The sequence below is a fragment of the Streptomyces sp. NPDC055815 genome (assembly GCF_053616475.1).
The window spans coordinates 143,718-164,845 of the sequence record NZ_JBSHDU010000008.1; the positions used below are offsets into that span (position 1 = coordinate 143,718).

Below are 21,128 nucleotides of genomic sequence, written 5' to 3' on the forward strand. Positions count from 1 at the left end.
GGAGCCGCATATTCTTCCGCTTTTCTTGACGGCGTCGCCCCGGGCGCAGGATTCTGAGAAAGCGGGCCGGCCGCCGAGAGGCCGGGCCGACGAGAAGGCCGTACCGATGAGTAGCGATTCACATGCGCATCCCCTGCGCCGGTCGACCGACCGGGCACCCCGTTCCGGCACCCGGACGGTGAGCCTCGTCCTCACGGTCCGCCCGGACGGCGGGGACCCGGGAGCGGCACTGGACCGGATCCTCGACCAGGTGCCGACGAGCGTGCGGGAGGTCGTCCTGATCGGCGGACCCGCGGGAGAGACCGAGGAGCGCGCCGGATTGGGCGTGCTCCGGCTCGGGGCCTGGGACTTCACCCGCGGCGACATTCCGCACGCGGCCCTGCGCGCCGCGACCGGGGACCTGGTCGTTCTGATGAACGCCGACGGAAGCATGTCGCCGCAGGAGATCCCGCATTACCTGCATTACCTGGAAAGCGGTTACGACTTCGTCAAGGGATCGCGTTTCATCGCGGGCGGGGACTACGCCGACTATCCGCTGTCGCGGCGGATCGGGCACCGCGCGCTGCTGCGGGTCGCCCGCCGCCTCTACGGCCAGCACCTGACGGATCTCTGGTACGGATTCTGTGCGTTCCGGCGCCCCTTCGTCGACCTCCTCGACCTGCGCGAGGACGGGGTCGAGCTCGGGGCCGAACTCGTCACGCACGCGCTGCACTACGGGCTGCGCGTCGCCGAGGTGCCGAGCCTCGAACTGCCGTGCCGTCACGGCCCGTCGCACCCCCGCACGATCCGCGACGGCGCCCGCATCCTCGGCGCCCTCCTCCACGAGCGGCCGCACAACGCCCTGTCGCGCCTCGCGCGGACTCCCCTGCGCGGCGCGCGGGACGCTTCCGGTTGACGAAACAGGCCCAACGGTGCTAACGCTGAGATGAGCAACATTTCTCGACAAACCAGACAGTGAGCGCACACCCTCGGCAGGGTCGGTTGCCGGAAGAGGCTCGTCGTGACCTCCCTCCATTCCAGCCGGACGCCGGTGGCACCCGCGCCGCACCCCCTGCGGCGGGTGACCGACTGGCCCCTCGCCGATGCCCGGCGCCGCTCGCTCTGCCGTCCCCCGCACCGCCCGACGGTCCACCCCGCCCGCCGCGCCACCGACCGGATCGGCCGCGGTGCCCCCGCGCCCCGGTGCCTGATCCGTGGGCCGCGCCGTGCCGCGCGGCGACGGCGCGCCCGTACGGCCCGCACCCGCACCGCGCGACGCGCTCGCGGCTCCGGCCGATCGTCCGGCGCGTCCGGCTCACCCGGCCCCTTCGGCACGTGCGGTGCGTCCCACCGCGCCGCCCCCGCGAGCGCGCCCGCCCGCGTCCCTGCCCGCGTCCCTGCCCGCGTCCCTGCCCGCGTTCCTGCCCTCGTGCGGGCCCGGAAGCCGCGGAGGCGGGTGCCATGACCGGCTTCCGCGGGCCCCTGCTCGTCGCCGTGTCGGGACCGGACGACGCGGGCACGTCCTCGCTGGTGCGCCGGCTCGGCGGACTGCTCCGCGAGCGCGGCGTCACCGTCGTCACCGTCCACTGCCACCGCTGCTTCCTGTGCCGCCGACTCCCGGTTCCGCCACGCGTGAGGGCGACGGGGAAACCGGGTGGGGACGTGTGGGCACGACGCGCCTCGGATCCCGAGCGCCGGGGACCCCGGCTGCGCCGTGCCCACGCGTTCCTCGAAGCCGCCGAGCTCACGGCCCGGATCACCGCGGCCCGGCTGTTCGCGCGGGCGCGGGCCCACGGCGGGCGGGCCGTGGTCGTGACCGACCGCGGCCCGCTGGACGGCCTGGTGAGGTTCGACCCGCCGGCCTCGTCCAGGACGGCGTCCGCCTTCCGCCGGATCGCCGCGGGCTACGCCCTCACGCTGCTCGTGGAGACCGGGCCCGGGACCCGGCTCGGCCGCGGCCGGGAGGAGACCGGGGGGCCGTCGACCGCCCGGTGGCGCCGCTACCGGAGCTGGTCGCTGCGGATGACGGACATCGCGCGCCTCGACGGCGCACGGGCCCCGTCCCTGGTGGCGGGCGCGGCCCTGGAGCGGATCCTCGACGAGCTGTGGGAGCGGGAGCGGGTGATCGCCGAGCCGGAGCCCGAACCGGCCGGGGAGCGGCGGCACGTGGTGCTGTCGGTCTACGACGACGCGGACGACCCCGCCCACCGGGGCGTCGGGCCGCTGCTCGCGGGCAAGGTGGCACAGCGGCTCGCCGAGGACTTCCGGGTGACCGTCGTGACGGCGGGCCGACGCGGCGGCACCGAGGAGCGGAACGGCATCCGGTACGTCCGGCTCGCGGTGGGCCGGGCGGGCCCGCGCACCGGCCGGCTGCTGTTCCTCGCGATGCTGCCGTTCGCGGCCCGCCGGATCCGGCACGACCTGTGGCTGGAGAACTTCACTCCCCCGTACTCGACGAGCTTCCTGCCCCTGACGACCGGCGCCCCCGTCGTCGGCATCGACCACGGGGGCGCCGAGGCCCCGTGGTGGCGGCACCACGTGCCGTTCTTCCTGGTGGAGCGGCTCGGCCTGCGCTGCTACCGGCACATCGTGGTGACGAACGCGGCGGACGGAGCCGCGATCCGCAGGCTCAGTCCCCGGGCCGACATACAGGTCGTTCCCCACGGGGTCGAACAGCCCTTCCCTGACGAGGCCCGGCTGGGCGCCGGGCAGTTCATCCTCTTCCTGGACCGGATCGACACCTGGGTGAAGGGCCTTGACCTGCTGGTCGACGCCTACGACCGGGCCCGGCCCCCGCTCGACCTGCTGCTCGCGGGCACGGGCACCCCCGCCGAGGAACGCCGGCTCACCGCGCTCCTCGCCGCCCACGCCCACGGCCCCGGGGCCCGGATCCACTGGGTCGGACCGGCCGGGGAGGCCCGCAAGCGCCAGCTGCTGCGCGACAGCGCCTTCCTGGTGATGCCGTCCCGGCACGAGGCCTTCGGCCTGGTGGCCCTGGAAGGCATGGCGTACGGCAAGCCCGTGCTGCACTTCGACCTCCCCGCGCTGCGCTGGATGCGCGACGGCGGCGATGTGGCCGTCCGGCCCTTCGACGTGGCGGAGTTCGGGGCGCGCATGACCGAACTGGCCACGGACACGGCGCTCCGCCGCCGTCTGGGCCACCGCGCCGGGGTCGCGGCGCGGCACTACACGTGGGACGAGACGACGGGCCGCTATCTGGCCCTGGCCCATCGGCTGCTCGACTCACCCGCCGCCGCACGGCGGCCGAGGAAGAGGGGTGCGCCGTCATGGCAGACGACCCGCTGACCGGATTCGTCCGCACCGTCCTGGGCACCGGCGTCCCGATGCTCGTGCTCTCGCCGCATCTGGGCGACGCCGTGCTGTCCTGCGGCGCGCTGCTCGGCTGGGCGGGGCGGCGGGCCCCGGTGACGGTCGCCACGCTCTTCACGGAGGCCGCGCCGCCGCCGTACACCCTCTCCGCCCGGCAGTACCTGAAGCGGGCCGGGGCCCGGGACGCGCGGGAACTGTTCGCCGACCGGCGCGCGGAGGACCGGCGGGTCCTTGACCTGCTCGACGCCGGACTGCGCCATGTCGGCCTGGTCGACGGGCTGTTCCGGCCGCTGCCGCGGATCGGGCCGGGCACCGCCCGGCTGGCCCGGGTGCTGCCCGAACTGGCGCAGGTGTACCCGACGTACCGCCTGCACCTGTCCCGGGGCCGGGTCTCCGCGCACGACGCCCAGACCCTCCGCGTGGCCGGGGAGACCGTCGACGCGCTGCTGCCCGCCCGCTCCGGCGGGCTGGTGCTCGCTCCCCTCGGTGTGGGCGGGCACGCCGACCACGTCCTTGCCCGTACCGTCGCGGAGCGCAGCGGGCGCCGGGTCGTGTACTACAGCGAGTTCCCGTACAACCAGACGGCCGCCGCCGACGCGGAGTTCACGGCCCGGCACCGCCTGGTGGCCCGCGCCTGGGAGCGGGACCTCGACCGGAAGGCGGAGCTGGTCCGCGGCTACCGGACGCAGACCGAGACGCTGTTCCCCGGGGGCGGCATCCCGCGGGCGCCCGAGGTGTATCTGCTGCCCGAGGCCGCCGACACGGCCGTGTCATGGGGCTCCGACCGTCTGCGCGGCACCCGGGCCCGGACCGCGGGAGGTGTGGGGTGACCAGCCCGCGCCTCGTCCCCGTCCCCGTCCTCGCGCCCGACGCGTCCGGGCGGGCGGCGGTCGCGTGCCGGCGGCCCTGCCCGCTCTGCCGGGCGCCGGGACCGGACGCCGCAGAGGTGCCCGATGCCGCGCCATGAGCGGCGGCCCCGTGTCCTGCTCCTGACCGCCGGCCCGCTGGACGGTCCGGAGTCCTGTGGCGTGCGTCTGGCCGCCGACGTCCTCGGGGCGCTGCCCGACACGGACTTCGTCTGGTTCACCCAGGGGCCGCGGCGACGCCAGGCCCTGCCGGAGCGCGGGCGGCCGGTCCGTGTCCTGTGCCCGGACGGCGGGCCGCAGACGACCGTACGCGTGCAGTCGGCGCTCGCCGGAGCCGTGTTCGCCCGCCGGGTCGACCTCGTGCACGCCTTCCTGGGCATCGGCCGCGCCTTCCCCGCCTTCTCCTGGCTGCGCCCGCTGCTGCTCGGCGGACGGCCGGTGGTGCACACCGTGCCCGGGGTGACCGACAACCGCTCCCTGCGGCGCGCCCGGCCGCTCGGGACCACGGTCGCCCTGTCCGAGTCGATGGCCCGCCGGCTGCGGGCGGCGGAGTTCGGGGACGTCCGGGTCGTCCCGCCCATGGTCCGGCTCGACGAGTGGCCGTACCTGCCGCGGCCCGAGGGCTTTCCCGTGGTCCTCTTCGCCGGGCACCACGATCCGCACAGCGGGGCGGAGATCGCGATCGAGGCGGCCGCGGAGGCCCACGGCGAGGGGGCCAGGTTCCGGCTGGTGCTCGCGATGCGGGGACGGCCGGGGCAGGACGCCGAGGCCCTCGACGAGGCGCTGCGGGAGCGGGCCGGCGCGGCCGGGCTGCCCGACGTCGACGTCCGCGGATACGTCGACGACATGCACGCCCTGCTGGTCTCCGTCCACGTGCTGCTGTTCCCGCCGCCCCGGCTCGGCGGCAACGCGGACATCCCGCTCACGGTGCTCCAGGCGCTGGCCTGCGGGCGGCCGTCGATCCTCAGCGACCTCCCCCAGTTCGCCGACTTCGGCCATGCCGTGCTGCGCGCCCCGGCGGGCGACGCGCGCCGCACCGGGCAACAGCTGGCGTGGCTGCTCGACCAGCCGCGTTCCTGGGACATGCTCGCGGAGCGGGGACGGGCCCTGGTCGAGGACCACTTCGGCCCTGAGCGCTTCGCCGCCCGGTACGGGGCGCTGTACCGGGAGCTGCTGGCCTGACGGCCCGGCCTCAGCCCCGTCCCGGTGACGGGGAGCCGTCCGGCCGGGTCGCCGTGAGGAGCAGGACGCCGGTGTCCCCGTACTCGGGCAGGGTGCGGTCCTTCGCGAGCCGGGTGATCCGCAGTCCGGCGGTGCGCGGGACGAACACGGCCCGCAGGGCGGCCTCGTCGACCGGGCAGGCCGGCCAGACCGGGCCGGTGCCGATGCGGTAGCTGGGCATGTGCTCCATGAAGGCGGCGACGAGTGTCCCACCGGGGCGGACGGCCCGGACGAAGGCGTCGCAGACGGCCGTGAACTCGCCGAAGTCCTCGGTGACGCTCTCGGCGACGAAGTTCATCGAGGCGAGGTCGTACGTGCCGGAGACCAGGTCGTCGGCGGTGCCCCGGACCACCCGGACCCGGCGGAGCGCCTCCGCGCACTCCCCGGGGAGCCCGGGGTCGAGCGAGCGGCACAGGGCGTAGAAGGGGCGCCAGCTGTCGTCGATGCCGTCCGTGAGCTGTGACCGCAGATAGCGGACGCTGGCGGCGCTGGGTTCGACGGCGTCGACGCCGCGGCTCGCGGCGCCCGCGAGCATCAGCGGGTACAGATTGGGGCCGGCGCCGAGCTCCACGGTGCGGGAGAGGCTGCCGGGGGCGAAGCGCCGGTAGACGGCGGCGTGATGGCGAATGACGCCGATGTCGCAGGGGTGCAGCCTGCGGTAGTTCTCGGCGAGGTAGGCGTCGACCGGCCAGGCGTTCCAGTCGGCGTCCCGGTTGCGGCGGACCCGGCCCGTCTCCTCGGGGCCAGGCGGAGTCGCGTCCATCACTCCTCCGCGGACCTTCCGGCGGCGACGGAACGGGAGGCCGCGGCGGGCTGCAGCGCGAAGCGTTCGGCGAGCTGCGTGAGGGCGGTGCACAGCTGGTCGATCTCCTCGTCGGTGTTGGCGGCGGTGATCTGGATGCGGAAGCCGACCCGGTCGCGCGGGACGAGCGGGTAGGACGCGAGCGTCACGTAGATGCCGTGCTCCCAGAGGAAGGTGGCGACGGCGTCGAGGTCGCGGGCGTCGCCGAGCGGGATCTCCACGATCGGCAGGCCGTCCGTGTTGGGGGTGGCGATGCCCAGGGCCCGCACATGGCCGAGGACGCGGGCCGTCCTGCGGTACAGGCGGGCCCTGATCTCGTCCCCCCGCTCGTCGTTCAGTTCGAGTCCGGCGAGGGCGGTGGCGAGCGAGGCGGTCGGCGAGGGCCCCGAGTAGAGGTACGGGGCCGCCGCCACCTTGAGGTGGTCCTTGAGCCACCTCGGTACGGCGAGGAAGGCGAGCAGCGAGGAGAAGGCCTTGGAGAAGCCGCCGACCAGGACCAGGTTGTCGTACGTCTCCCCGAGGTGGCGGACGATGCTGTTGCCGCGCGAGCCGTACGGGCTGCTCTCGCCCGGGCGGCGCTCGCCGATGACACCGAAGCCGTGGGCGTCGTCGACGTACAGCAGGGCGCCGTTCTCCCGGCAGATCCGGGCCAGGACGGGCAGGTCGGGGAAGTTGCCGGTCATGCTGTTGACGCCGTCCATGCAGACGAGCCGGCCCGCTTCCGGAGGCGCGCCGCGCAGCAGCGCGGCCAGCTCCTCGGGCCGGTCGGCGCGGAAGCGGTGGATCTCGGCGCCCTGTCCCCGGGCGCCGACACAGCCGTCGTACACGGTGCGGTGGGCCTGCGCCTCGACGAAGACCTGTCCGGTGCCGGCGAGGAGCGGGATGACGGACTGATGGATGAGGGTGATGGTGGGCAGCAGCAGGGTGTCGGGGGCGCCGAGGAGTTCCGTGAGCCGCTCCTCGATGCGGGGGTAGAGCCGGGGGCTGCCGATGAGCCGGGACCAGCTGGGGTGGGTGCCCCACCGCCGGACCTCGGGTTCGATGGCCTCGATGATGGCGGGTTCGAGGTCGAAGCCGAGGTAGTTGCAGGAGGCGAAGTCGATGAGCCAGTCCTCGCCGACGCGGATGCGGCGGCCGTCGACCTCGTCGATGACGGCGTCGCACATGAGGCTGGTCCGCTGGAGGTGCTCCAGGTCCCGCCAGCGGGCCTCGCGCGGGGGCCGGACGGTGCGGACCGCCGGGACGGGGCCCGCGAGCCGGACGGCGGGGCGGGCGGCCGGCCCGGTCGCGTCCGGCGGGGAGCGGTGCAGATAGGACTCGGTCTGGTGGGCGGTCATGGGGCGGGCGAAGAGGTAGCCCTGCCCGTACCGGCAGCCCATCTGGGCGAGCAGCGCCCGCTGCTCCTCGTGCTCGATGCCCTCGGCGACGACCTGGAGGCCGAGGACGTCGGCGATGCGCACGATGCCCTCCACCAGCGCCACCTGCTGCGGGTCGGTGGTGATGTCGTCGATGAACGACTTGTCGACCTTGAGGACGTCGATGGGGAATTCACGGAGGTAGCTGAGCGAGGAGAACCCGGTGCCGAAGTCGTCGATGGCGATGCCGACGCCCAGCTCCTTGAGGGCGGCCATGGTGGTCCGGATCTGGGCGTCCTTGCGCATCAGGACGGTCTCGGTGAGCTCCAGGAACAGCGAGTCGGGTGCGAGCCCGGAGGAGTGGAGGGCGCGCCGCACCTCTTCGAGGAAGCCGGGGTCGCGGAACTGCCGCGGGGAGACGTTCACATTGGCCCGCAGGGGCGACCGGCGGGGGTGCATGCGCTGCCAGCGTGCGATGTCCAGGGCCGCGTGTTCGAGGACCCAGGCCCCGAGCGGCATGATGTGCCCGCTCTCCTCGGCCAGGGTGATGAACTGGTCGGGCGGCACCATCCCGCGCCGGGCGTGCGGCCAGCGGATGAGCGCTTCGAGGCCGGCCGTGGCGCCCTCCTCCACCTCGACGATCGGCTGGTAGCGCAGGGCGAAGGCGTGGTCGGCGATGGCGGTGTCCATGCCCGCCTGGAGTTCGTGGCGGGCGACGAGCCGGGAGTGCAGCTCGGGGTGGAAGAGCCGCCACCGCTTCTTGCCGGCGGCCTTGGCCGCGTACAGGGCGAGGTCGGCGTGGCCGAGGAGCTCCTCCGCGTGCGCGCTGTCGAGCACGGTCGCGATCCCGACGCTGGTCGACACGGAGACGGCACCGTCGGTGAGGTGGTACGGCTGGCTGAGGGAGTGCACGATCTCCGCCGCGAGGGCCTCGGCGTCCCGGGGCTCGCGCGCGCCCTCGATGAGGACGGCGAACTCGTCGCCGCCGAGCCGGGCCGCGGTGTCGGTGAGCCGCAGGACCGAGGTGAGGCGGCGGGCGACGGCGACGAGGAGTTCGTCGCCGACGGAGTGGCCCATCGTGTCGTTGACGACCTTGAAGTCGTCGAGGTCGACGAAGAGCATGCAGGTCAGGGTGGACTCGCGGCGGCCGCGGAGCAGCGCCCGCTCGATGCGTTCGAGGAGCAGGACGCGGTTGGGGAGCCCGGTCAGGGAGTCGTGGAACGCCCGGTGGGTCAGCTCCCGTTCCAGTTTCCGCTGCTCGGTCACGTCCCGGAGGGTGAGGACCAGGCCGTGGACGGTGCGCTCGTCGCGCAGGTTGCTGCACCGGACCTCGACCTCCAGTTCGCCCGAGCCGCCGTGCAGCAGCTTCCAGTCGTCCCGGGCGTCGGCGGCCCCGCGGGCGCGCGCGTCGGCGACGAGACGCAGGGCGCTCGCCGTGTCGGCGGGAGCGAGGAGGTCGGTGAGCGGGGTCCCGGCGAGCAGCGAGCGGCCGAACATGGACTCGGCGGAGGGGCTGGCGTACCGGATGCTGTCGTCGTCGTCGACGATCAGGATGACGTCCGAGGTGTTGTGCACGAGGGTGCGGAAGTAGGCCTCGCTGGTGCGGCGGTTGACCTCTTCGCTGAGCCCGAAGCGTTCGAGGGCGAGGGCCGCCTGGGAGGCGAGGGACTGGGCGGACGCCGCGATCTCCGCGAGCTTCTTCTCCGGGCCCGCGAAGAGCAGCACGCCGAGCACCGGCTCGCCTCCGGCGGGGGCCTGGAGTTCGAGGGGGCAGAGCAGGGCGTGCGGCTCGGGCGTGATCTCGGCGGCGATGGCCGGGTCGAGGCGGGTCAGCGGGAGCAGCCGGGCGCCTTCGGCGACCAGCTCGGTCCAGGGGGTGCCGCGGGGCCGGATCAGCTCGTCGGTGCGGCAGCTCCACGGGTGTTCCGCGGTGGCCACGGCGGTGAGTCCGCCGCGGCGGTCCCGGGTGAGCAGCAGGACCCGGTGGGGGGTGTTGGGGCCGAAGAGGGTGGCGGAGGCCGTCTCGACCGCTCCGGCGACCTCACGGGGGCTGAGGGCGGCGACGAGGGAGGCGGCGGCGACCCTGAGGCTGCGTTCCCGGGCCTCGGCCTTGCCATGGTCGTTCATCATGCCCCAGAGCCGGGCGAGGACGAGCAGGAACATGATCGCCGAGAAGATCGCGATGACGCCGATGTCCTCGTTCTTGTCGTGGCGCAGCGACTGCAGGAGCAGCAGGACCGGGGCGACGAGGGAGGCTCCGGCGAGCAGCGCGAGCCGCCGCTCGGCGATGCGCGGGACCGGTTCGGGGGCGGTCTCGGTCAGGCCGGTCATGGAGGGGTGGAGGGCGGCGAGGCCCCAGGCCGTGAAGAAGACGACCCAGCCGAGGTCCCAGGGGGTGCCGACCTGCCAGGTGCCCTTGAGCTGGAGGATGCCGTAGATGACGTCGGACGCGAGGATGCCGCAGGTGCCGAGGGTGAGGAGCTGTACGGAGCGGGATCTCAGTCCGCCGGGGACGAGGAGCCGGGCGAGCATCGCCAGCATCAGCACGTCGCCGAGGGGGTACGCAATGGAGATGGCCTTCTCGGTCCAGGTCATGTCCTCGCTTCTGGCGAGCGGGGTGATGAGGTTGACCCAGCAGAGCAGCGCGAGGCCCGAGGTGAGGATCAGCGCGTCGAGGAGTACGGCGAGGTCACGGCCGACGGCCCGGTAGCGGATGAACCCGAACAGGCCGACGGCGAACAGCGGATACGTCGCCAGGTAGAGGGCGTCGGCGATGGAGGGGAACGGCCGGGTCTGGCCGAAGAAGGCCTCCAGGGCGTTGTACGCGGTGTCGCCGCCCACGAAGGTGAGATTGGCCGCGGCCAGGACCAGCCAGGGCCAGCGGCGGGCGGGCCGGTGCAGATGGACGCCGACGAGGATGGCGACGACGCCGCTGAGCCCGATCAGCGCCCAGAGGGCGGTGTGGCGGGCGGGGACCTTCAGGTACGCGACGGTCAGCAGCGTCACGAACAGGAGGTAGACGACGGTCCAGGTGCGCAGGGCCCGGCGCTCGGTGGCGTGCCGGTTCGGCCGGCGCAGCGACATCGTCCACCGCCCCCTTGCAGGGTCGGACGCCGTCGGCAGCGCCCTGGTCGCGGATACGGACCCCGTACGGTGTCCATTCTCCGAGGCCCCCGGAAGGGCTGCATCTCGGCACCCGGTGCCCTGCCCTCCCGGGTCAGGAGGAGGCGCGGACCACGAGCTCGGTGGGCAGCATGCGGCGGGGCTGGTCGTCGGGGTCGCCGGGCGAGGCGATCTCCTGCAGGAGCAGCCGCGCCATGGTGCGGCCCATCTCCTCGATGGGCTGGCGCACGCTGGTCAGCGGCGGGTCCATGTGCCGGGCGACCGCCGAGTCGTCGACGCCGACGAGGGCCACGTCCTCGGGGACCCGGCGCCCGGCCTCGCGCAGGACGCTCCGCGCGCCCGCCGCCATCACGTCGGAGGCGGCGAAGACGGCGTCCAGGTCGGGCCGGCGGTCCAGGAGCTCCCGCATGGCGCGCCGGCCGCCCTCCTCGGTGAAGTCGCCGTTGGCGACGAGCGTCTCGTCGGGGGTGAGTCCGGCCTCCGTCAGGCCCTCGCGGTAGCCGTCGAGGCGGCAGCGGGCCACGTACATGTCGAGGGGGCCGGTGACGGTCGCGATACGGCTCCGGCCGCGTGCCACCAGGTGGGCGACGGCCGTCCGCCCCGCGCCGGTGTTGTCGGAGTCGACGAACGCGACGCGCTCGGCCTCGGTGCGCCGGCCGTTGAGGACGGCGGGCAGGCCGAGGGCCCGGACCTGGTCGGGCAGCGGGTCGTCGGCGTGCACGGAGACGAGCAGGACGCCGTCGACGCGCTGGGCGGCGAGGTACTGCTCGAAGCGCTGCCGCTCCTGTTCGCTGCGGATGAGGGTGAGCAGCAGCTGCTTGTCGGCGTCGGCGAGTTCGGCGCTGACGCCGCGGATGATGTCGAGGAAGTACGGCTCGGCGAAGAGGCGCGCCTCGGTCTCGGGGATCACCAGCGCGACGGCGTCGGTGCGGCTGCCTGCGAGGGCGCGGGCGGCCCGGTTGGGGACGTAGCCGAGTTCGGCGACGGCCCGCTCGACGGCGGCCTTGGCCTGTTCGCTCACCTTCGGGGAGCCGTTGATGACGCGGGAGACCGTGCCGCGGCCGACTCCGGCCCGGGCCGCGACCTCCTCCAGGGTGGGCCTGCCGGTCTGCCGTCCGCTCACCGCCATGTCCCGCTTCTCCCCTCGGGCCGCCGCCCCCGCCTGCGTGTGCACGCGAACCTATCAGGCGGGGCGGCGGGGCCCTCGGGGCCGTGACGGAACCGCTCAGGCGCCGGTCGGGGCCAGCTCGGCCATCGCGCCCCAGCCCTGCTGCGGGACCTCGACGTTGATGATCTCGGGGGTGGCGGCGATGGCTCCGGCCATGGCCCCGAGGCCGGCGGTGAAGTGCTCGGAGGCGACGTGGGCGGCGCCCGCCTCGGCATCGGCGAACGCCTCCAGGAGGACGAATACGTTCGGGTCGTCGACGCTGCGGGACCAGTCGAAGAAGAGGTTGCCCGGCTCCGCGCGGGTGGCCCGGGTGAAGTCCTCGACCAGGTCGAGCCAGCGGTCGGCGTGGTCGGGGCGGACGGTGAAACGGACGGCGATGAAGATCATGCGTCCACTCTGCGGCGGGCGGCGCCGGCGGGCGAGCCGGACGGCTCAGGATTCCGGCAGGATCGGAAAGGCGGGTACGGCGCGGGTCAGCGCCGCCCGGATCCCGCCCTGACGCCGGGCGAACTCGGCGGTGGGCAGGGAGACGGAGAGGGCGTGCACGATGCCGTCGCCGCGCTCCGGGAGGGCCACGGCGAGGCAGGTGTACGCGAGGTCGGCCTCGCCCACGGACACGGCGAAGCCCTGGCCGCGCACCCGGTCCACCTCGGCCTCGAAACGTTCCTCGCTGGTGATCGTCCGCTCGGTGAAGCGGGCCATGCCGTGCGCCGCCAGGTAGCGGCGGCGCAGCGGGCGCGGCAGCGCGGCGAGCAGCGCCTTGCCGTGTGCGGTCGCGTGGGCGCGGGCCTCGGGGCCCGGGCTGAACGGGTGTCCGGCGTCCGTGACCGGGGCGGTGGTGTCGACGACGGTGATCAGGCCGTCGCGGTAGGCCGTGTGGTACGCCTCCGCGCCCGTGGCCCGCCGCAGCCGGCCGAGGAGCTCCCCGGTGCCGGCACCGAGCCCGTGGTGCCGCTGATGCGAGCGGTACAGGGCCGGGACGCGGGGCCCGGGCGCGTACCCGTCGACGGTCCGGACGAGGTAGCCGCGGGCCAGGAGGGGGCCGGTGAGGTGGTACACGGTCGAGAGCGCGCAGCCGAGCTGCCGTGCGAGGGCCTTGGGTGGTACGGGGTGGTGGGCGTCGGCGACGACGTCGAGGACGGCGAGGGCCCGATCGACGGACTGCGGCCCAGACCGCCCACTGACAGACACGCCCCCACCTTATGCGCCCCGGCGTGGCGGGCCGGCGCCCCGCCCGTTGTGGGCAGGCGTTCCGCCGGGACGGCGCCCACCCCGTTGTGGGCAATCGTTCCGCAGGGCGGAACGGGTGGGCACAACGGAACGGCGCCCCTGCCGGCGCCCGAGGCTCCCGCGCCCTGACCCGCACCGGATGTGCTCCGCCGCTGGTGGTGCGGGTCCAGGCGCGGAAGGCGGAGGCGCCGCGGGAGGGCGCCGTCCCGTGTGCCCACCCGTCCCGCCCCAGCGGGACGATTGCCCACACGGCGGTGGGCCGGGGCGCCGTCCAAGGGGGCGCGGGCCCACACGGCGGTGGCCGACGTCCACCCGGGCGCGGGGCCACACGGGCGGTGGGCCGGCGCACCCGCCAACGGGGGTGTGGGGCGTACGTTGCGTAGTCGCTTCGGGTCGCTCCGTATCGCCGCAGGTCAAACCGCCCTTATGTGCATAAGACACTCTTTCGGCGTACCGTCGTCTGGTTCCCCCATTCCTCGACGCCCCGGGAGAGCGCGTGCCCCGCTCCACGACCGACCTTGACCCGACGCCCCGTGAGGGGCGCCGTCCGCGTCTGCGGGAGGTGGCGATCGCGACGGGTGTGGTGGCGGTCGCCGCGGGCGGCCTGTACGTGGCGGGGCTGCTGGCGACCGGGGACGACATATCCGCCGGCACCCGGGTCGACGGCGTGGACATCGGCGGCATGAGCCGCGCCGAGGCCGAGGCCAAGCTGACCTCCGCGGCCCCCGCCTCCTGGAAGGCGCCGATACCCGTGCGGGTCGGCGACCGTGCCGCCACGGTGGACCCGGCGACGGCCGGGCTGACCGTGGACGTGGCGAAGACCGCCGACCGGGCCGCCGACCCGTCCCGTGACCCCTTCACCGTGATCGGGCGGCTGTTCTCCTCCGGTGAGCGCGAGGTCCAGCCGGTCCTGGCGTACGACGAGGCCAAGACGCGGGCCACCGTCGCCGATCTCGCCAAGGAGAACGACCTGGGCGTCCGCGAGGGGTCCGTCGCCTTCCGGGACGGCAAGGCCGTCGCGACCCAGCCGGTGGCCGGCCGGAAGCTGGACACCGGGCGGGCCGCCGAGACCCTGCGCGCCTCCTACCCGGCCGCCACGGGCGCCTCCCCGGTGACGCTGCCCGTCGCCGTGACCCGGCCCCAGCTGCCCGCCGCCGAGGTGAACCGGTTCCTCGACACGTACGCCAAGCCCGCCGTCTCGGGCCCCGTGACGCTCACCGCCGGCGACCAGCGGCTGCGGATCTCCGCCGCCACCCTCGGCGACCACCTCACCGTGAAGAACGACGACGGCCGCCTCACCGCCTCCCTCGACGAGAACGCCCTGCTGCGTGACCCGGACGTGGCGCGTCCCCTCGCCGCGCTGGCGAACGCGCCCGTGGAGGCCTCCCTCGGGGTGCGGGACGGCAAGGTCGTCGTGGAGTCGGACGGCCGCCCCGGCCACGAGGTGACCGCGAAGGCCCTCGGCGACGCCGTGCGCCCGCTGCTCACCAGGTCCGGCGACGCGGCCCGTACGGCTCCGGTGGCGACCCGGGTCACCGAGCCCGAGCTGTCCTCCGGCTCCCTGGCCCGCCTGGGCATCAAGGAGCAGATGTCGACGTTCACGGTGAACTTCCCCACCGCCCCGTACCGGACGACGAACATCGGCCGGGCCGCCGAGCTCATCAACGGCTCCCTGGTGCAGCCGGGCGAGGTGTGGAGCTTCAACAGGACGGTCGGCGAGCGGACCCCGGAGAACGGCTTCGTCGACGGCACGATGATCCTCGACGGCTCGTACCGCTCCGCGCCCGGCGGCGGCGTGTCGGCCATGGCCACCACCGTCTACAACGCCATGTTCTTCGCCGGGGTGCAGCCCGTCGAGCACGGCGCCCACTCCTTCTACATCGAGCGCTACCCGGCCGGCCGCGAGGCGACCGTCGCCTGGGGCTCGCTCGACCTGAAGTTCCGCAACGACTCGGGCAAGCCGATCTACATCAAGGCGAGCGCCACCGATCACTCGGTCACGGTGAGCTTCCTCGGCACGAAGAAGTACGACTCCGTGGAGGCGGTCGCCGGCCCGCGCACCGACCTCACGCAGCCCACGAAGCGCGAGGGCACCGGCGAGGCCTGTGTGCCGCAGCCGCCCCTGGAGGGCTTCGACATCTCGGTGGACCGCGTCTTCAAGAACGGCGGCACCGAGGTCAAGCGCGAGACGTACAAGACCCACTACACCCCGCGCGACGAGGTGACCTGCAAGCCGGTCGCCAAGGACGGCGCCCGGGACACCGGGCAGGACGCCGGCCAGGACGGCCGGCAGGGCGGCGACCGCCGCTGACGGAAGGGTGTCTTCCCGTTCGGCCGGGGCATGACTTCGGAGCGCGGCCCGTCGGCACCCCGACCGGGCCGCACCGATCCTCCCCGGACCGTCGGAGGCACGCCTTGGCACAGCGCAGCGACCCCTTCGAGCGGCTCCTCGGCGAGGCCGCGCGCGCGGGCACGTACCCCGGCGCCGCATGGGCGGTGGGCGACGCCCGTACGACCCTGTCTGCCGGGGCGGTCGGGCTGCTGGACCCGGCCGACCCGCGTGGACCGGTGCTCCCCGACACGCTCTTCGACGTCGCCAGTCTCACCAAGATCCTCACGGTCTGGGCGGTCGTCGGCACCCTCGTCGACGCCGGGAAGCTCGACCTGACCGCCCCGCTCGGCTCGTACTGGCCGGAGGCCGCAGGACGGCCGCTCGCCGGGGCCACCGCGCACCACCTCCTCACCCACACCGCGGGCCTGCCGCTCCGCGCCAACCTCCGGCACCTGTACGGCTCCGATCCGCAGGACGTCCGCGACGGCGTCCTCGCCGAGCCGCTCCGGCACCGGCCCGGGGAGGCCGTCGCGTACACCGACCGGGCGGCGCTGATCCTCGGCTACCTCGCCGAGCACCTCACCCGGGAGCCGCTCCCCCGGCTCGCCGAGGACCGGGTCTGGACGCCCCTCGGCATGGCGGAGACGCGGTACGGGCCGCTGCCCGCCGGGGCGCGGGAGCGGTGCGCGCCCACGGAGTACGACGCGGAGAGCGGCGCTCCGCTCCGGGGCGTCGTCCATGACTTCTCGGCCCGGCTCCTCGGCGGCGCCTGCGGGATCGCGGGGGTCTTCACCACGACCGCCGACATCGGCCGGTTCCTGCGCCATCTGCTCGCCCCGGTGCCGGGGACCTTCTCCGCGGAGTGGACGGCGGCGTCGCTGCGCGTCCACACCGGGCGGCTCGTCCCGCCGCGCGGCCTCTTCTGGCATCCGGCGCCCGGCATGGCACCGGCGGAGGACGTCTGGGCGCACTTCGGCTTCACCGGCACGGCGCTGTGGGTCTCCCCCGCGAGCGGCCGCTGGGCCGTGCTGCTCACCAACCGGCTCCGTCTCACCCGGGACCCCGACCCGCTGACCCAGGTCAGGAACGCCTTCCGGACCTTGGCCTTCCGCTAGGGCCGGGTCTCTGCCGCGGGGGCGCGCGACTCCTCCGCGGCCCGCGACTCCTCCAGGGCCCGCGTCGCGAGGGCCGCCAGGCCCTCCAGGCACTCGTCGATCCGCTTGGCGAGGTTGTGCCGGCGTGCGAGCTCCAGGCAGGACTCCCAGGTCTCGCGGGCCGCCTCCCACTCCCCGAAGTGGTGGTGGGCGCGGGCCGTGAAGGCCAGACAGTCGGCCGTGCCGCCCTGGTCGTTCATCCGGAGGCGGATCGACAGCGCCTCGGCCAGGACCTCGAAGGCCTCGTCGCGGTGGCCGAGGACCCGCAGCACGTCGCCGTAGTTGGTGAGGACGGTGCCGAGGAACACCCCGTGGCCGGTCCCGCGGATCAGCTCGATGACCCTGCGGTAGTCCGCGGCCGCCAGATCCGGTGCGCCGAGCAATTTGTGGACGTCCGCGGTCCGGGTGAGGAGGATCGCCTCGCCGCGGGTGTGCCCGGCCTCGCGGTAGAGGTCACGGGAGCGTTCGGCGTGGGCGAGCGCCTGCTCGGGGTTCTCCGTCTGCAGGTACACCGCCGACATGTTGCCGAGGATCGACGCCCGGGCCACCAGGTCCCCGCGCTCGGTGAAGAGGTCCAGGGCGATCCGGAGGTGCCGGAGGCAGGCCTCGTTGCGGAAGGCCATGCCGTGGGCGACGGCCGTGCGCCGGTGCAGCCAGGCCTGCCCGAGCCGGTCGTCGTGGGCCCGGGCGATGTCCATGGCCTGTTCCAGGCAGGCGTCCCACTCCCCCGTCCACCAGTGCGTGCTGGCATGCCCGAAGAGGCCCACGGCGAGCCGCCAGGCGATGTCGGAGCGGCCGAGCTCCCCGGCGCGGGTGAGGGCGTCCCGTACGGCCGGCAGTTCCTTCGCGGTCCAGCGGATCGCCTCGTCGTCGTCCGCGAACTCGGGCAGCGAGAGGTTCTTCAGGGCCTCGGCGTCGAGCGGCGGCGGGGACTGGGTCTCGCGGGTGGCGGCGAGCGTCGCGGCGGCGAGGGCCGCGGCGTACCAGGAGAGCAGCCGGAGAAGCGCGGTGGTGCGCTCCTCCTCGGTGTCCTCCTCGTCGCGCTGCGCCGCGTACTCGCCGACCAGGTCGTGCAGTTGGTAGCGGTCGGGCTCGGGATTGAGGACGAGGTGGGCGTCGGCGAGGACGTCGAGGACGGCGGCGGCCCGGGCCTCCGTGACGTCGAGGAGCGCGGCGGCGGACTGCGGGGTGACCGCGTGCGCCGACCACACCCGCCCCCAGAGCCGGAAGGCCCGCGCGGCCTCGCGCTCAAGGGGTTGGTCGCTGTCCCGCATGGCCACGTAGCTCATGGCGAAGGTGCGGCAGACGTCGAACTCCCCCATGGAGAGGGTGTCGAGCCGGCCCCGGTGGGGGGTGAGCCGTTTGGCCAGGAGCGCGAGGGGCCAGGAGGGGCGGGAGGCGAGGCGTCCGCCGACGATGTGCAGGGCGAGCGGCAGCCCTCCGCAGGCGTCCATGATGGCGGCCAGCGCCTCGGGCTCGCTCCGTACCCGCTCGGCGCCGGCGAGCCGGGCGAGGAGCGCGCGCTGGTCGGACTCCGGCAGCGGGGAGAGCGGGACCTTGGCGGAGCCCGGCAGGTCGGCGAGGAGCTGGCGGCTGGTGATCAGGGCGGCGCTCGGCCCGCCGGCGGGCAGCAGGGGTGCCACGTGGGCGGCGTTGCGCGCGTTGTCGAGGACCAGGAGCACCCGGCGGTCGGCGAGCGCCGTGCGGAGGAGGAGGGCGCGGTCGTCGGTGTCCTCGGGCAGGGCGTCCTGGTGGACGCCCAGGTCGGACAGGAACCGGGCGAGCAGTTCGTGGGCCGTGCGCGTCCCGCCGGCGCAGTAGCCGCGCAGGTCGGCGTAGAGGGTGCCGTCGGGGAAGGCCTCGCGCAGCCGGTGGGCGACGTGGACGGCGAGGGCGGTCTTGCCGACGCCTCCCATGCCGGACACCACGACGGCCCGGGCCCGTCCGGTCCCGGCCCCGGCTCCGCCGGCCGCGGCCGGAGTGCCGACGGCACCGGGACCCGCACCCTCATCCGTACGCCGGGCCGCCCCGTACGCGTCGGCCTCGGGCGGTACCCCGAGGAGGGCTCGTACGGTCTCCGCCTCGGATTCCCGGCCCGTGAAGGCGTCGGCCTCGCCGGGCAGCTGGAAGGGCGGGCGGGTCGAGGCGGCGGGCGGCTGGGGGTCGGGCACGGGGTCTCCGGCGAGCACCTCCGCGTACGCCTCCCGGACCGCCGCTCCGGGTTCGGTGCCGAGCTCCTCGACCAGGCTCCGGCGCAGCCGCTGGTAGACGGCGAAGGCCTCGGCCTGGCGGCCCGAGCGGTGCAGGGCGAGCATGAGGCTCCGGTGGAAGCCCTCGCGCAGCGGGTGCTCGCCCGCCAGGGCGGTGAGCGGGGCGACGGCCTCGTGGTGGCGGCCGAGGCGCAGCTCCGCGTCGAAGCTCCATTCGAGGCCCTGGAGCCGTGCCTCGGCGAGCTGGTGGATCCGGAGCGCGGCGGTCTCGGTCTCGGCGTAGGGGGCGAGGTCCGCGAGGGGGGTGCCGCGCCACAGCGGCATGGCGAGGCCGGCCTCCCGGCGTACGGCCTCCCAGTCGCCCCGCCGGTGCGCCTGCCGGACGGCCCGGATCCCGGCCTCGAAGACCTCGGCGTCGAGCTCGCCCTCGTGGACGGTCAGCTGGTAGCCGGGGGCGACGGTGCGGAGCCGCTCCTCGGTTCCGCCGTCGGCGGCGGCGAGGACGCGGCGGAGCCTGGTGAGGTGGTTGGCGAGGGCGGCGTCGGCGCTGGCGGGGACGGCGGCGCCCCAGAGGGCTTCCTTGAGGGCGTCCCGGGAGACCGTGCGGTTGGCCTGCAGCAGGAGTGCGGCGAGGAGGACGCGGACCTTGGGGCCGGTCACCGGCCGCAGCTCCGTCCCGTCGTGCACGACGAGTGGTCCGAGCAGCCCGAACTTCACCACCGTGCCCCCGCATCCTGGTAGGTGGGTCCGCCCGACCGCGGCGGCTCCCGACGTGACCCATCGTACGGTTCGGCACCCCTTGATTGATCAAACCGACCCCGGGTTAACATGTGAGCGCCGCCTAGCTCGAAAGATAATCTTGTGACTGTCAATGACGACTCGTTCACCAGCTGGAAGAACCGCGAGGAGATCGCGGAGTCGATGATCCCGATCATCGGGAAGCTGCACCGGGAGCAGGACGTCACCGTCCTGGTCCACAGCCGCTCCCTGGTGAACAAGTCGGTGGTCAGCATCCTCAAGACCCACCGCTTCGCCCGGCAGATCGACGGCGAGGAGCTCTCGGTCACCGAGACGCTGCCGTTCCTCGAGACGCTCACGACCCTCGACCTGGGCCCCTGCCAGATCGACATCGGTGTGCTGGCCGCGGACTACAAGACCGACGACCGGGGTCTCTCGGTCGCCGAGTTCACCGCCGAGGCCGTCGCCGGCGCCACCGGCGAGAACAAGATCGAGCGCCGTGACGGCCGCGACGTCGTCCTCTACGGCTTCGGCCGCATCGGCCGCCTCGTCGCCCGCCTCCTCATCGAGAAGGCCGGCTCCGGCAACGGTCTGCGCCTGCGCGCGATCGTCGTCCGCGGCGGCGGCGACCAGGACCTCGTGAAGCGCGCCTCGCTGCTGCGCCGCGACTCCATCCACGGCCAGTTCCAGGGCACGATCACGGTCGACGAGGCGAACAGCACCATCGTCGCCAACGGCAACACGATCAAGGTGATCTACGCCAACGACCCCTCCGAGGTCGACTACACGGCGTACGGCATCGAGAACGCCATCCTCATCGACAACACCGGCAAGTGGCGGGACCGCGAGGGCCTCTCCAAGCACCTGCGCCCCGGCATCGACAAGGTCGTCCTGACCGCGCCCGGCAAGGGTGACGTGCCGAACATCGTGCACGGCGTCAACCACGACACGGTGAAGCCGGACGAGCAGATCCTGTCCTGCGCCTCCTGCACCACCAACGCGATCGTCCCGCCGCTCAAGGCCATGGACGACGAGTACGGCGTGCTGCGCGGCCACGTGGAGACGGTCCACTCGTTCACGAACGACCAGAACCTCCTGGACAACTACCACAAGGCCGACCGCCGCGGCCGTTCCGCGCCGCTCAACATGGTGATCACCGAGACCGGTGCCGCCTCGGCCGTCGCGAAGGCCCTGCCGGACCTCAAGGCCCCGATCACCGGCAGCTCGATCCGCGTCCCCGTCCCGGACGTCTCGATCGCCATCCTGAGCCTGCGCCTGGGCCGCGAGACCACCCGCGAAGAGGTCCTCGAGTACCTCCGCGACGTCTCGCTGCACTCGCCGCTGAAGCGCCAGATCGACTTCACCACGGCCCCCGACGCCGTCTCGATGGACTTCGTCGGCTCGCGCCACGCGTCCATCGTCGACGCCGGCGCGACCAAGGTCGACGGCGACAACGCGATCCTGTACCTGTGGTACGACAACGAGTTCGGCTACTCGTGCCAGGTCATCCGGGTCGTCCAGCACGTCTCCGGCGTGGAGTACCCGACCTTCCCGTCCCCGGCGGTCTGATCTCCGACAGCACGGCACCACTGCACGGCGGCGCGCCGCACCTCCCGACCG

Annotated in this window: 13 protein-coding genes; 7 read left to right on the top strand and 6 right to left on the bottom strand. The window is 74.2% G+C overall.

Going from position 1 to position 21,128, the window contains the following annotated elements; genetic code table 11:
* Positions 1 to 106 precede the first annotated feature (106 nt).
* The 4 genes from ACWGN5_RS08730 (at position 107) to ACWGN5_RS08745 (ending at position 5,357) form a co-directional block, all read left to right on the top strand.
* Positions 107 to 895 carry a glycosyltransferase family 2 protein gene (locus ACWGN5_RS08730; protein WP_453512529.1) on the top strand — a complete coding sequence of 263 codons (789 nt, stop codon included), beginning with the start codon at positions 107 to 109 and terminating at the stop codon, positions 893 to 895.
* A gap of 545 nt (positions 896 to 1,440) precedes the next feature.
* Positions 1,441 to 3,285, top strand: coding sequence for a glycosyltransferase family 4 protein (locus ACWGN5_RS08735; protein WP_453512532.1), 1,845 nt, complete (start codon positions 1,441 to 1,443; stop codon positions 3,283 to 3,285).
* Positions 3,267 to 4,139 (top strand): hypothetical protein, encoded by an 873-nt coding sequence (locus ACWGN5_RS08740; RefSeq protein ID WP_453512534.1) that lies wholly within the window; start codon positions 3,267 to 3,269, stop codon positions 4,137 to 4,139. The genes ACWGN5_RS08735 and ACWGN5_RS08740 overlap by 19 nt, the downstream gene beginning before the upstream one ends.
* Before the next feature lie 123 nt (positions 4,140 to 4,262).
* A complete protein-coding gene (locus ACWGN5_RS08745; protein ID WP_453512536.1) occupies positions 4,263 to 5,357 on the top strand; it encodes a glycosyltransferase family 4 protein in 1,095 nt (364 codons plus the stop codon).
* 10 nt (positions 5,358 to 5,367) lie between these two features.
* On the opposite strand, the gene ACWGN5_RS08750 is transcribed toward ACWGN5_RS08745, so the two are convergent.
* From ACWGN5_RS08750 to ACWGN5_RS08770, 5 genes are all read right to left on the bottom strand, one after another.
* The gene (locus tag ACWGN5_RS08750; RefSeq protein ID WP_453512538.1) at positions 5,368 to 6,159 is read right to left on the bottom strand and encodes a class I SAM-dependent methyltransferase; all 792 of its coding nucleotides are present in this window, start codon (positions 6,157 to 6,159) and stop codon (positions 5,368 to 5,370) included.
* Positions 6,159 to 10,637, bottom strand: coding sequence for an aminotransferase class I/II-fold pyridoxal phosphate-dependent enzyme (locus tag ACWGN5_RS08755; RefSeq protein ID WP_453512540.1), 4,479 nt, complete (start codon positions 10,635 to 10,637; stop codon positions 6,159 to 6,161). The genes ACWGN5_RS08750 and ACWGN5_RS08755 overlap by 1 nt, the downstream gene beginning before the upstream one ends.
* Positions 10,638 to 10,770: 133 nt before the next feature.
* Positions 10,771 to 11,805, bottom strand: a complete 1,035-nt coding sequence (locus tag ACWGN5_RS08760; protein ID WP_453512543.1) for a LacI family DNA-binding transcriptional regulator — start codon at positions 11,803 to 11,805, stop codon at positions 10,771 to 10,773.
* 96 nt (positions 11,806 to 11,901) lie between these two features.
* Entirely contained in the window at positions 11,902 to 12,231 is a 330-nt protein-coding gene (locus ACWGN5_RS08765; protein ID WP_453512545.1) for a putative quinol monooxygenase, read from the bottom strand.
* 45 nt (positions 12,232 to 12,276) lie between these two features.
* Positions 12,277 to 13,035 (bottom strand): IclR family transcriptional regulator, encoded by a 759-nt coding sequence (locus ACWGN5_RS08770; RefSeq protein WP_453512548.1) that lies wholly within the window; start codon positions 13,033 to 13,035, stop codon positions 12,277 to 12,279.
* 535 nt (positions 13,036 to 13,570) lie between these two features.
* Between ACWGN5_RS08770 and ACWGN5_RS08775 the strand changes: the two genes are divergently transcribed.
* Both ACWGN5_RS08775 and ACWGN5_RS08780 read left to right on the top strand, forming a co-directional pair.
* Positions 13,571 to 15,385 carry a VanW family protein gene (locus ACWGN5_RS08775; protein ID WP_453512551.1) on the top strand — a complete coding sequence of 605 codons (1,815 nt, stop codon included), beginning with the start codon at positions 13,571 to 13,573 and terminating at the stop codon, positions 15,383 to 15,385.
* Positions 15,386 to 15,489: 104 nt separating this feature from the next.
* Complete coding sequence (locus ACWGN5_RS08780) at positions 15,490 to 16,521, top strand: serine hydrolase domain-containing protein (protein ID WP_453512553.1); 1,032 nt, start codon at positions 15,490 to 15,492, stop codon at positions 16,519 to 16,521.
* Here ACWGN5_RS08780 and ACWGN5_RS08785 read toward each other — a convergent pair.
* Complete coding sequence (locus ACWGN5_RS08785; protein ID WP_453512556.1) at positions 16,518 to 19,490, bottom strand: BTAD domain-containing putative transcriptional regulator; 2,973 nt, start codon at positions 19,488 to 19,490, stop codon at positions 16,518 to 16,520. The two genes, ACWGN5_RS08780 and ACWGN5_RS08785, sit on opposite strands and share 4 nt — an antisense overlap.
* A 141-nt stretch (positions 19,491 to 19,631) precedes the next feature.
* Between ACWGN5_RS08785 and ACWGN5_RS08790 the strand changes: the two genes are divergently transcribed.
* A complete protein-coding gene (locus ACWGN5_RS08790; RefSeq protein WP_369142653.1) occupies positions 19,632 to 21,077 on the top strand; it encodes a glyceraldehyde-3-phosphate dehydrogenase in 1,446 nt (481 codons plus the stop codon).
* Positions 21,078 to 21,128 lie beyond the last annotated feature (51 nt).

Coding starts and splice junctions, on each gene's coding strand:
- ACWGN5_RS08730 (WP_453512529.1), top strand. CDS start 107: ATGAGTAGCGATTCACATGCGCATCCCCTGCGCCGGTCGACCGACCGG.
- ACWGN5_RS08735 (WP_453512532.1), top strand. CDS start 1,441: ATGACCGGCTTCCGCGGGCCCCTGCTCGTCGCCGTGTCGGGACCGGAC.
- ACWGN5_RS08740 (WP_453512534.1), top strand. CDS start 3,267: ATGGCAGACGACCCGCTGACCGGATTCGTCCGCACCGTCCTGGGCACC.
- ACWGN5_RS08745 (WP_453512536.1), top strand. CDS start 4,263: ATGCCGCGCCATGAGCGGCGGCCCCGTGTCCTGCTCCTGACCGCCGGC.
- ACWGN5_RS08750 (WP_453512538.1), bottom strand. CDS start 6,159: ATGGACGCGACTCCGCCTGGCCCCGAGGAGACGGGCCGGGTCCGCCGC.
- ACWGN5_RS08755 (WP_453512540.1), bottom strand. CDS start 10,637: ATGTCGCTGCGCCGGCCGAACCGGCACGCCACCGAGCGCCGGGCCCTG.
- ACWGN5_RS08760 (WP_453512543.1), bottom strand. CDS start 11,805: ATGGCGGTGAGCGGACGGCAGACCGGCAGGCCCACCCTGGAGGAGGTC.
- ACWGN5_RS08765 (WP_453512545.1), bottom strand. CDS start 12,231: ATGATCTTCATCGCCGTCCGTTTCACCGTCCGCCCCGACCACGCCGAC.